Here is a 10,624-nt window from a genome sequence, read left to right as displayed (position 1 = left end):
CGGGAGGGCGGGCGGAGTGGCCCGGCACGGGCCACTCCCCCGCCCCCGAGAACACGACGCCCCACAGACATCTGACACGCAGACACAAAGACACGCAGACACAAACCCAGACACACAGACCAAGGAACTCCATGACCACGATCGACCCGGCGACGGCCCTCCCGGCCCGGCAGACCCTGCCCGCCGAGGAGCGCCACGCCACCGAACTCACCTTCCTCGCCGCCCATGACGAGGGCCCGCGCCCGCCGGGCTGGCGGCTGACCCCGCGCGCCGTGATCACCTTCGTGTGCGGCAGCGGCGGCGAGCAGCTCAAGCTCCCCGAGCCGCACGGGTCGCTGCCCGACCGGCTCGTGATAGCGCCCAAGTTCGTCGGTGAACGGGCGCTGGTGGAGCGGTGCGTGGTCACCCTCGCCGGGGAGCGGGGTCTGCTGCTCGTCGGCGAGCCGGGCACCGCCAAGTCGATGCTCTCCGAACTGCTGGCGGCGGCGGTCTGCGGCACCAGCGCGCTGACCGTGCAGGGCACGGCGGGCACCACCGAGGACGCGCTGCGCTACGGCTGGAACTACGCGCTGCTGCTCGCCCAGGGTCCCACCCCGCAGGCCCTCGTCGACTCCCCCGTGCTCGCCGCGATGCGCGCGGGGCGGGTGACGCGCGTCGAGGAGATCACCCGCTGCCTGCCCGAGGTGCAGGACGCCCTGGTGTCGATCCTGTCCGACCGGCGGATGAGCGTGCCTGAGCTGTCGGGGACGGACGACGCCCAGGTGGCGGCGGCCCCCGGCTTCACCGTCATCGCCACCGCCAACCTCCGCGACCGCGGTGTGTCGGAGATGTCCGCCGCCCTCAAGCGGCGCTTCAACTTCGAGACGGTGCACCCGATCGCGGACGTCGAGGCGGAGACGGCCCTGGTGCGGCGGCAGGCGGTGGCGGCCGTGGAGCGGGCGGGCGCGGCCTTCGCCGTCGACGACACGGTGCTCGACGTGCTGGTCACGGTCTTCCGTGATCTGCGGGCCGGTCGGTCGGCCGAGGGCTGGGACGTGGAGAAGCCGGGGACGGTGATGTCCACCGCCGAGGCGGTGCAGGTCGCCGTGTCCCTCGGTGTGTCCGCCGCCTATCTGCCCGGCGGTGACTCCCTCGACCTGGTCCCCGGCCATCTGCTGGGCGTGGTCCGCAAGGACGACCCGGCCGACCACGCGCGGCTGCTCGGCTACTGGGACGGCCCGGTGCGCCGGCGCGCGGAGGACGGCTCCGCCGTCTGGCGCCGCCTCTGGGACCTGCGGGAGAACCTGCGGTGACGGGCGTCCAGGAGCCGAGGGCGGCCGTCACCGCCCTCGCCGACAGCGGGACGCCGTATCTGCTGGGCGTCCGGCACCACAGCCCGGCGCTGGCGTCGGCCGTGCCCGCGCTGCTCGACGCCTCGGGCGCCGAGGTCGTCTGTGTGGAACTGCCCGCCGACTTCCAGTCGTGGATCGTGCATCTGGCCGCGCCCGGCACGCTCGCGCCGGTCGCGCTGGCCGGGGCGGGCGAGGGCGGACGGCTCGGGTTCTATCCGTTCGCCGACTTCTCCCCCGAACTCGCCGCGGTGCGCTGGGCGCGGGAGCGCGGCGCCCGGGTCGTCTGCTGCGACCTGCCGATGTCCGATCCGCGGTGGAACGGACAGCTACCGGTCCCGGCGGGCGAGGGCCTTGTCCCCGACGGCGCCGGGGACGACGTCCGTACGGCGCTCGCCGGAGCGACGGTGCCCACCGCCTTCGCGGACGCCCTCACCGCCGCGGGCACCGGACGCGCGGGCGACGACCTGTGGGACAGGTGTGTGGAGGTCCTCGCCCCCGGCTGCGCCGCCGAGGCGATCCGCAGGGCCGCGCTGGGCGTCGGCTGGGCGCTGCGCCGCGACGCCGAGTCGGCCGGCCGGGTACCGGCCCTCGACCTGGCGCGTGAGGCGCACATGCGCCGGACGATCGCCGAGGCCGGCACTCAGGGACAGCGGGTCGCGGCGGTCGTCGGGGCTTTCCACGCACCGGCGTTGGTGGCGGGCGGGGGTGGCGGGGCGGACCACGGGGCTCCCGCTCCCGCCGAGGAGGGGCGGCCGGCGGTCGTCACCTCGCTCGTGCCGTACGCCTTCGATCTGCTGGACGCCCGTTCCGGTTACCCGGCCGGGATCCGGGACCCCCGGTGGCAGCAGGCGGTGTTCACGGCGGGCGGTGATCCCGAGGCGCTGCACGCGGCGGCGGCACGGGCGATCACCGATGTGTGCCGGGAGTTGCGCGCGGCGGGGCACACCGCGGGCAGCGGTGAGGCCGCCGAGACCCTGCGGGTGGCGTGCGACCTGGCCAGGCTGCGCGGGCTCGCGGCGCCTGGGCGCGGTGAGGTGCTCGAGGCGCTGACGACGGTCATGGGCCAGGGCGAACCGCTCGGCAGGGGACGGGCGTTGGCGCGGGCGCTGGAGGTGGTGCTGGTCGGCACCACCCGTGGCAGGACCGCGCCCGGCACCCCGCGTTCCGGGCTCGGACCGTGTGTGGAGGCGGAGTTGGAGACGCTCCGGCTGCCCCGGCCGGCCGAGCCCGACGAGCGCGAGGTGCGCCTCGATCCGCTCCGCTCCGACCTCGACGGCCGCCGGGAGGTCCTGCTCCAGCGGCTCGCGGTGTGCGGCGCGGGGTACGGCGAGTCGGTGGCGGTGGCGGGCACCGGGGACGCGTCGGCGCTCACCACCCGGTGGCGGCTGTCGTGGACCCCGGCCGTGCCGGTCAGGCTCGACCTGGCCGGGGTCAGGGGGGTGACCGCCGCCCTGGCCGCCGAGGGCACGCTGCGGGAGACGTTCCGCAGGGAGTCCACGGAGGGCGGGGCCACCTGCGCGCTGGTCCTCGACGGGCTGCGGGCGGCGGCCCGTTGTGATCTGCCGGGGCTGGTCGCGGAGCGTCTCGCCGACGCCGCCGAGGTGCTCCCGGCCACCGCGACGCTCCCGGAGATCCTCACGGCGCTCGACCTGTTGGAGGCGTTGCGCCGCGGCCATCTGCCCGGCACGACTTCCGAGGGGCGCGCGGCGGCGGGTGACCTGGCCGCGGAGCTGGTGGAGTCGGCGGTGCGGGCGCTGCCCGGCCTGGCCGGCAGCGACCAGCCCGAGGACGCCGGGGCGCTGGTGGCGCTGGCCTCCCGGGCCGGTGAGCACCGTCTCGGGCTGCGGATGGACGACGCCCTGGCCGCTCTGGCGCGCACCGGCACACCGCTCGTGCAGGGCGCCGCTCTCGCCGCGCGGGTGCTGCTCGACCTCGACGGCGCCGACGTCCTCGGCACCCGGGCGGCCGGCTGGATCGACATGGCGACCGGTGCGGACGGGCGCCGTGCGCTGGCCCGCCGGCTCACCGGGCTGCTCGGCGCGGCGGCGTCCCTGTTCCAGTCGGCGCCGACCGCGTTCGATCCGGTGCTTGACCGGATCGACACCCTCGCCGACCAGGACTTCCTGGACCGGTTGCCGGCTCTGCGCGGCGGGTTCGACACGCTCAGCCCGGCCGGCCGGAACCGTCTCCTGGACACCGTCACCGAGCGGCTGGGCGACCGCCTCGACCTGTCGCTCGCCGCCTCGCCCCAGTTGCTCGCCCTGTGGACGGCGGCGGACGCGGCGGGACGCACGGCCGTCGACGCCCTGCGGCTCACGGCCGGGACGGGGGCGGCGGACGGCGAACCCGCGCCGACGCCCGCCGTCGAGGCGGAGACGCCGCGGTCCCGGCGGACACCCGGCGTTCCCGTGGTGACAGCGGAGTTCGGTGCTGACGGACCCCGCCCCGGCCAGGTCTCCGCCCCCGTTCCGCGCGTCGTCGCGCCGGGGCTCCAGCTCTCCGTCGCCGACCGTTGGCGGCTGCTGCTCGGGCGGGAGAGCGAGAAGCTGCCGTCGCACGCGCGCCGGTACGCGCACGCGCTCGACGAGCTGTACGGCGGCGGACGCGGCGAGGGCGCGACGGATCTCCCGGGGCAGGGCGGCGGCCAGGAGGGGTCCTTCCCCACCGCCCGGGAGTGGGCCGAGGAGCTGGACGCCCTGTTCGGCGCGGAGGTCCGCGAGGAGGTCCTCGCCCGCGCCGCCGACCAGGGCCGTACCGATGTGCTGGCGGAGATCGATCCGACGACGGTCCGCCCCTCGGTCGACCTGCTGACCTCCGTGCTCTCCCTCGCCGGGGGCATGCCCGAGCAGCAGCTCGCCCGGCTGCGCCCGTTGGTGCGCAGGCTGGTCGAGGAGCTGGCGAAGGAGCTGGCCACGAGGATGCGTCCGGCGCTGACGGGCCTGGCGACGCCCCGGCCGACCCGGCGACCGGGTGGCCGCATCGATCTGCCGAGTACCCTGCGGGCCAATCTGGCGCACGCCCGCAGGACCGAGGACGGCCGCACCCTGGTCGTCCCGGAGCGGCCGGTGTTCAGTACGCGCTCGCGCAGGGAGGCGGACTGGCGGCTGATCCTCGTCGTCGACGTGTCGGGGTCGATGGAGGCGTCCGTCATCTGGTCGGCGCTGACCGCGGCCGTGCTGGGCGGGGTGCCGACGCTGTCGACGCACTTCCTGGCGTTCTCCACCGAGGTGATCGATCTGACCGACCGGGTCGACGATCCGCTGTCGCTCCTCCTTGAGGTGCGGGTCGGCGGCGGTACGCACATCGCGGCCGGGCTGGCGCACGCCCGTTCGCTGATGACCGTGCCGAGCCGGACCCTCGTGGTGGTGGTGAGCGACTTCGAGGAGGGCTATCCGCTGGGCGGACTCCTCGGCGAGGTGCGGGCCCTCGCGACCTCCGGTGCCCATCTGATGGGCTGCGCCGCGCTGGACGACACCGGCACCCCGCGCTACTCGGTGCCGATCGCCCAGCAGCTCGTCGCGGCCGGCATGCCCGTGGCCGCCCTCAGTCCCCTCGCCCTCGCCCGCTGGGTGGGCGACCGCCTCCGCGGAGAGTCCCGATGAACGCCGAACTGCCCCCGGTGGCGCCCGATGTGGTCGCCGCCGCCGTCGAGAGTCTGACCTCCCGGCTGCGCAAGAAGCTCGACGCCGCGATCGAGGGGTACGCGGCGCTCCCGGTCGGCACCGAGGGGGCCGTGCGACGGGTGCGTTGCGGTGAGGACGCCGAGGTCGTGCTGACGCCCGGACCTTCGGGCACGGTCACGGACGCCGATCAGGCGGTGTGCAGTTGCCTGCTCGCACCCCGGTGCCTGCATCGCGCCGCGGTGCTCGGTGCCTGCCCGGTGGCGGACGCGGAGACCCTGGTCGAGACGGAGACCGGTGCCGCCACCGACGCCGACGACACCAACGCCAACGCCAACGCCAACGCCAACGCCAACGCCAACGCCAACGCGGGCAACGCCGTCGCCGAAGGTGCCGTACCGGTGTCGTCGGAGTCGGTCGTCCCGCCCGCTGAGGGAGATCCCTCGTCCGGGCGGGCGGAGAGCGAGCCGTCGCCGCCGACCGGTGCCCAGATCGCCGCCGCGCGCGGGTTGTGGACGGCGGCCGCGGCGGTGCTCGGCGCCGGGGTGCCCGCCGCGGGCGCGGTGCCGCAGGCGGAGCTGTTGAGGGCCGCGCACACCGCGCGGCTCGCGGGGCTGCACCGCGCCGAGGCCGCCGCGCTGCGGGTGGTGCGCGGGCTGCGCGGCGCGCGCGCCCGTCACGACGGGCACCGGCTGGCCGACCTCGTCGCCGCCCTGAGCGAACTGCTGCTCACCAGTGGCCTGTTGGCGCGGGCGGAGCCGGACGGGTCGCTGCTCGGCACCGCCCGCCGCGCCTACCGGCCGGGCGGCAGTCTGCGGGTGCGCGGGGTGTGCCGGGAGCCGGTGCTCTCGGCCACCGGGTACGGGGGTGTCGTCACCCATGTCGTCGGCGACGACGGACGCTGGTTCTCGGTGGCCGACGTCAAGCCCGGCGGGGTGGCGCGGGCCCGGGGCGCGGGCACCGCGACCGTGATGATCGGCTCGGGCGGCCTCGACCACGCCCAACTCGCCAGGGGCGGGCTGCTGATCGCGGGCGCGACGCTCTCCCCCGAAGGCCGGCTGGGCGCGGGCAAGGGCGTCAGGGCCACTCCGGTGGCCGGTCTGCCGTGGGCGTCGGGTCCGCTCGGGGCGCTGTTCGCGCGGCCGTTGGAGGAGATCGTCGCCGAGCGGCTCGGCGGGGCACCCGGGGTGGATCCGGAGCGGGCTGAGCAGCGGGCGCGTGAGCTGGTCGGCTGCGATCTGGTCGTCGCCGGGACGGCCGACGGTCAGCTGATCGCCCGCGAGATCCGCGCCGGACGGCCTGACGACGAGGGCGTCCTGATCCGGTTGGCCCCGGCCAATGGTCATCCCGACCTCGCGCACACGGCCAACTTCCGCCAGCTGGCGGCCCGTCCGGGGCTGCGGCTGCGCGTGATCGGCCGGCTGGAGCCCGAACGGGCGGCGACCTTGCGTCCCCTCGCGGTGGCGCCGCTCCCGGACACCGGGGCGACGCTTCGACTGCCGGCCGGGTGGGGCGGTCACGCCGATCTGGGCTACGACCGTCTGGAGGGCGCGCATTTCCCGCCGTCCGAGGAGCTGCCCGCCGTCACCGCGCTGACGGAGCCGCCGCCCGACCCGCTGGCGGAGGCCCCGCTGTGGCGGCTGCGCAGACTGGTCGAGGTCGCCGTGTCCGGCGGCCGACGGGCCGCGGCAGAGCCGGCCAGGGACGGCGACCGGGGCGGAGCCGGGGCCGCCCTGCGGCGCGCCGGGTTCCGGACGGCCGCGGACCTCGCGACCGGTCTGGCGGCCGAGGCGGACCGGCGCTCCCGTGACGTCTTCGGGCGGACCGGGGAGGCCGACCCGGACGCCTACGCGCGGGCCTGGCTCGCGGCGGCCGTCTACCTGACGGGAGCGGAACGCGCCCTGATACAGGCCACCTGGCGACCGAGGCCGGCCACGGACGCACGGCCGACAGCCGAACCGGTGGGATGACGGGCCAGTGCGATGACAGACCGGCGGAATGACGGGCTGGTGCGATGAGGGAGGGGGAAAGCACGGAGGCGGGCCGTCAGCCCGGCGGCTGACGGCCCGCCTCCGCCTCGCAGACCCACGCCAGGCCGGACGCCCGGCGCGACGATCGCCTCAGAGACCGGAGGCCAGAGACCCATGGCCACAGGTCAGAGACCCATGGCCGGAGGTCAGAGCCCCATGGCCGCAGGTCAGAGACCCGAGACGGGAGGTCAGAGATCGGTGGGCAGATCGCTGGCCTCCGCGATGCCTCGCAACACCTCGTCCTGCTGGCGGCGCTCGCGCAGATACGTGGCGATCTCGCCGAGCCGTTCCGGGTCGGTGGCGGTGTCCGCGTCGGTGACCAGGCGGACCGGGCTCTCGTCGCCGAGGCTGATCTCGACGACCTCGTTGTCCAGCCGTCCGGTGACGGCGGCCGCGATGACGAGGACGGCCTCGTCGCGGATTTTCGGGGGCAGGCTCTCGGGCCGGTCGTCGATGGCGAACTCCATCTCGGGCAGGCGGTGCTCCTCGATCGCGCGGAGGGCGGGCTCGACCGCTTCGATCAGCAGTCGGTAGTCCTCGGAGTCCATCCGGGCGCGCAGCAGATCGAGGTAGATGTCGACGGGGCTGTTCTCCGGCAGTTCGGGCTCGTTCATCAGGTCCGCCTTCCCCGTCCGCCGGTTGTCAGACCTTCCGCCACCGGGCGAGGGCGAAGGAGAAGAGACCGAACAGCATGAATCCGAGCGCCACGCAGACCAGCAGCCACGGTCCGAGCGGGGTGTGGGCGAGGCTGCGGAGCGTGTCGTCCAGGCCCTTCGCGCGGTCGGGTTCGTAGTCGATGGCGGCCCGGACGGCGAAGACGCCCGCGGTGGCGAAGACCAGGCCGCGTGCCGCGCCGCCGCCGACGCCGGTCACGTCGACCAGCTGGCGGGTCCTGCGGGACATCTCGCCGAGCTTCAGCTTGTCGTGGTACTTGCGCCGCACCGCGCGGACGCCGATCCAGACGCCGGCCGCGACGACACCGACGCCCGCGAGGCCGACGATCCACTGGCCGCCGGGCAGTCCCAGCGCCCTGGCGGTGACGTCACGGGACTGCTTGTCGCTCGATCCGCCACCGCCGCCGCCCGGGGAGGCGGCGAACATGATGACGGAGTAGGCGACGAACGAGTAGAAGACGCAACGGACCGCCGACATCGCGCGTTTGCGGGCCTTGCGCCCGTCCTGTCCCGCCGCGCCGAAGACGACTTCCGAGAGCCGCCACAGCGCCATCCCGACGAGTCCCGCGGCGAGCGCCCAGAGCACCACCACGCCGAAGCTGTGCTGGGCTATCTCCTCAAGGGCGCCGCCGCGGTCGGCCTGGCGGCTGCTGTCGCCGAAGGCCACCTGGATCGCCAGGATGCCGACGAGCAGATAGATGACGCCCCGCGCGGTGAGTCCGGCGCGGGCCGCACCCTCGGTCGCCGAACCGCGTGCGGCCCGCTCGGCGTGCGTGCGGCCCGAACGGGCCATGGCTGTCGAGTTCATGTGGACCTCCTGCGGGTGCGGATGCCCCCGGCGCGGACGCGCACACGCCGGGGCGGCTGTCGGACTTGCTCAGGTCAGGCGTAGACGTCCGAGGAGGCCGTGAGGGAGCGCGAGGACCCGTCGGGCGCGGCGGCCTTCCCGGTGCCGAGCAGCCGGTGGGCGGCCTCGAGGGCCAGCGTGACGTCCCGGGTGCTGGTCAGCACGCAGAGCGTGTAGGCGATGTCCTGCACACGCCGTCCCGGTCCCTGGGTGGTCGCCGGGCTCGCCGCCTCGGCGGTACGCGCGGCCTCGTACTCGTCGAGGAGGTTCCACAGGACGACGGGGTGAGGGATCAGCATCTGACACGCTCCTCTGGTTCACCTGGCAACAGCAAGTCGCTTCATGGCCCGAGCGGGGTCCCGGCAGCGCTCGCCGACGTGCCTTCCGGGCATGGAAAATGCGCCTGAACCCCACGGCCGAACGCCTTTGTCGGCCTCGCCTCGGGTCCGAAGCGCGAACCTCCGTGTGCCCGGCGATCCCCCGGCCAAACCCAGCACGGGCGAACGAGTCGTTCACTCGATGGTGAGTTCCGGCTCCGCCGGGCGCTACGGGGCCTGAATCTGGGCGGGGTTCGGGAGTGGGGAGACGGCATGATCCGTGACGTGGGACGTCGTGGCGGCGGGCGGGCGGTGCTGCTGGCGGCCGGGCTGGCCGATCTGGCAGTGGACACGGCGGGGTCGGCGCTGGGCACGGCACGGGCCCTGCTGCGCCGTTCCGACGCCACGGAGCTGGCGTCGCAGGCGTCGGACGAACTGACGGCGCGTGGCCGCCTGTTCCTCGACCGGTACGCGACCGTGCCCCCGGCCCACCTGGAGATCCTCGCCCGGCACGTGCTGGCCCGACAGTCTCAGCAGACCCACCGGAATCAGCAGGCCCGGCCGAACCCGCAGGACCGGCGACACTCCCCACAGGACCCGCAGAACCCTCGGGACCCACAGGACCCACAGACCCCTCAGGATTCGCAGGCCCCTCAGGAATCGCCGAATCCGCCGCACCAGCCGCGCCCGGACCAACCGCGGGTCCGCGATGGCGAGTGACCGGTGGGCGTCGGCCGACTTCAAGTCACGGGTGGACGAGGTGCTGCGGCGCTTCGTCGCCGAGGAGGCCGACCATCTCATCGCGATCGACGGGTCGTTGGAGCCGGTGGCCGCGCAGCTCGAAGCGGCGGTCAGCGACGGCAAACGGCTGCGGGCCGCGTTCTGCTACTGGGGCTGGCGGGCGGTGGGCCAGCCGGACAACCACGCGCTGCTGCGGGCGGTGGCGTCCATGGAGCTGGTGCACGCCGCCGCGGTCGTGCACGACGACCTCATCGACGACAGTCCGATGCGGCACGGCCGGCCCACCGCGCAGGTCGCCCTGCGGGACGCGGCGGGACCCCACCCGCGCAGTGTCGGCGCGGCGCGGTCGCTGGCCCTGCTGGTGGGTGATCTCCTGATGGCGCTGGCCGGGCAGTTGTTCGCGACGTGCGGTCTGCCCGCCGCGTACCTGGCACGGGCCCGCCCGCTGTGGTCGGCGCTGGCACGGGAGTTGATCGCGGGCGAGTGCCTGGAGATCCTGCGGACCGGAACCGCTCCGGACACCGGCCAGTCGTTGAAGGTGATCCGCTACAAGACGGCCAAGTACACCGTCGAGCAGCCCCTGTTGATCGGCGGCACCCTGGCGGGAGCGGGCGGCGCGCTGCTGGACGGGTACTCCGCCTACGGGCTGCCGCTGGGAGAGGCGTTCCAGCTGCGGGACGATCTGCTCGGCCTGTTCGGGGACCCTGCGCACACCGGGAAGGCCAACTCGGACGACGTACGCGGCCGTCGGCCCACCGTGCTGCTGGCGGAGACCTGGCGGATGGCGGACACCGAGGACCGGGCCCGGCTCCACCGCCTCCTCGGCCGGGGCGCGCCTACGGGTGACACGCTGGAGTCGGTGCGCGAGATGATGGTGCGGCTGAGGGCGCCCGAGCGGGTGGAGGGCATGATCCTGGCGCGGGTCCGGGAGGCTCTGGACGCGCTGCACGGCCTTGACGTCCCCGCGCACGCCGAGGCGGCCCTGACCGCCCTCGCCCACTCGGCGGCCGACCGCGCGACCTGAACTCGGCCCGCCCCAGGCCCGCATGGGACGGCGCGCGCAC

General features: G+C 75.1%; 8 protein-coding genes. 5 read left to right on the top strand and 3 right to left on the bottom strand.

The annotated features are described in order from the left end of the window. Positions 1 to 131: 131 nt before the first annotated feature. Genes DDJ31_RS37160 through DDJ31_RS37150 form a run of 3 tightly spaced genes read left to right on the top strand, consistent with a single transcriptional unit; the run spans position 132 to position 6,921 of the window. Positions 132 to 1,292 (top strand): ATP-binding protein, encoded by a 1,161-nt coding sequence (locus DDJ31_RS37160; RefSeq protein ID WP_127176028.1) that lies wholly within the window; start codon positions 132 to 134, stop codon positions 1,290 to 1,292. After that, entirely contained in the window at positions 1,289 to 4,933 is a 3,645-nt protein-coding gene (locus DDJ31_RS37155) for a vWA domain-containing protein (protein WP_127176029.1), read from the top strand. The genes DDJ31_RS37160 and DDJ31_RS37155 overlap by 4 nt, the downstream gene beginning before the upstream one ends. After that, positions 4,930 to 6,921 (top strand): hypothetical protein, encoded by a 1,992-nt coding sequence (locus DDJ31_RS37150; RefSeq protein ID WP_127176030.1) that lies wholly within the window; start codon positions 4,930 to 4,932, stop codon positions 6,919 to 6,921. The genes DDJ31_RS37155 and DDJ31_RS37150 overlap by 4 nt, the downstream gene beginning before the upstream one ends. 248 nt (positions 6,922 to 7,169) lie before the next feature. Here the strand turns inward: DDJ31_RS37150 and DDJ31_RS37145 are convergent, their stop codons facing one another. From DDJ31_RS37145 to DDJ31_RS37135, 3 genes are all read right to left on the bottom strand, one after another. After that, positions 7,170 to 7,595, bottom strand: coding sequence for a hypothetical protein (locus DDJ31_RS37145; protein WP_127176031.1), 426 nt, complete (start codon positions 7,593 to 7,595; stop codon positions 7,170 to 7,172). Between the two features lie 28 nt (positions 7,596 to 7,623). Beyond that, a complete protein-coding gene (locus DDJ31_RS37140; protein ID WP_127176032.1) occupies positions 7,624 to 8,463 on the bottom strand; it encodes a DUF1206 domain-containing protein in 840 nt (279 codons plus the stop codon). Between the two features lie 74 nt (positions 8,464 to 8,537). Continuing rightward, complete coding sequence (locus DDJ31_RS37135; RefSeq protein WP_127176033.1) at positions 8,538 to 8,801, bottom strand: DUF5133 domain-containing protein; 264 nt, start codon at positions 8,799 to 8,801, stop codon at positions 8,538 to 8,540. Between the two features lie 291 nt (positions 8,802 to 9,092). Here DDJ31_RS37135 and DDJ31_RS40130 point away from each other — a divergent pair, with 291 nt between their 5' ends. Together DDJ31_RS40130 and DDJ31_RS37125 are read left to right on the top strand one after the other, a co-directional pair. Then, the gene (locus DDJ31_RS40130; RefSeq protein ID WP_431026685.1) at positions 9,093 to 9,539 is read left to right on the top strand and encodes a hypothetical protein; all 447 of its coding nucleotides are present in this window, start codon (positions 9,093 to 9,095) and stop codon (positions 9,537 to 9,539) included. After that, entirely contained in the window at positions 9,529 to 10,584 is a 1,056-nt protein-coding gene (locus DDJ31_RS37125; protein ID WP_127176034.1) for a polyprenyl synthetase family protein, read from the top strand. The genes DDJ31_RS40130 and DDJ31_RS37125 overlap by 11 nt, the downstream gene beginning before the upstream one ends. Positions 10,585 to 10,624 lie beyond the last annotated feature (40 nt).

The organism is Streptomyces griseoviridis, assembly GCF_005222485.1.
GTDB classification, from domain to species: domain Bacteria; phylum Actinomycetota; class Actinomycetes; order Streptomycetales; family Streptomycetaceae; genus Streptomyces; species Streptomyces hintoniae.
This window is presented reverse-complemented; position numbering and strand designations above follow the sequence as displayed.

What these genes read in the sequence shown, in the direction of transcription:
- DDJ31_RS37160 (WP_127176028.1), top strand. Translation starts at nt 132, where the DNA reads ATGACCACGATCGACCCGGCGACGGCCCTCCCGGCCCGGCAGACCCTG.
- DDJ31_RS37150 (WP_127176030.1), top strand. Translation starts at nt 4,930, where the DNA reads ATGAACGCCGAACTGCCCCCGGTGGCGCCCGATGTGGTCGCCGCCGCC.
- DDJ31_RS37145 (WP_127176031.1), bottom strand. Translation starts at nt 7,595, where the DNA reads ATGAACGAGCCCGAACTGCCGGAGAACAGCCCCGTCGACATCTACCTC.
- DDJ31_RS37140 (WP_127176032.1), bottom strand. Translation starts at nt 8,463, where the DNA reads ATGAACTCGACAGCCATGGCCCGTTCGGGCCGCACGCACGCCGAGCGG.
- DDJ31_RS37135 (WP_127176033.1), bottom strand. Translation starts at nt 8,801, where the DNA reads ATGCTGATCCCTCACCCCGTCGTCCTGTGGAACCTCCTCGACGAGTAC.
- DDJ31_RS40130 (WP_431026685.1), top strand. Translation starts at nt 9,093, where the DNA reads ATGATCCGTGACGTGGGACGTCGTGGCGGCGGGCGGGCGGTGCTGCTG.
- DDJ31_RS37125 (WP_127176034.1), top strand. Translation starts at nt 9,529, where the DNA reads ATGGCGAGTGACCGGTGGGCGTCGGCCGACTTCAAGTCACGGGTGGAC.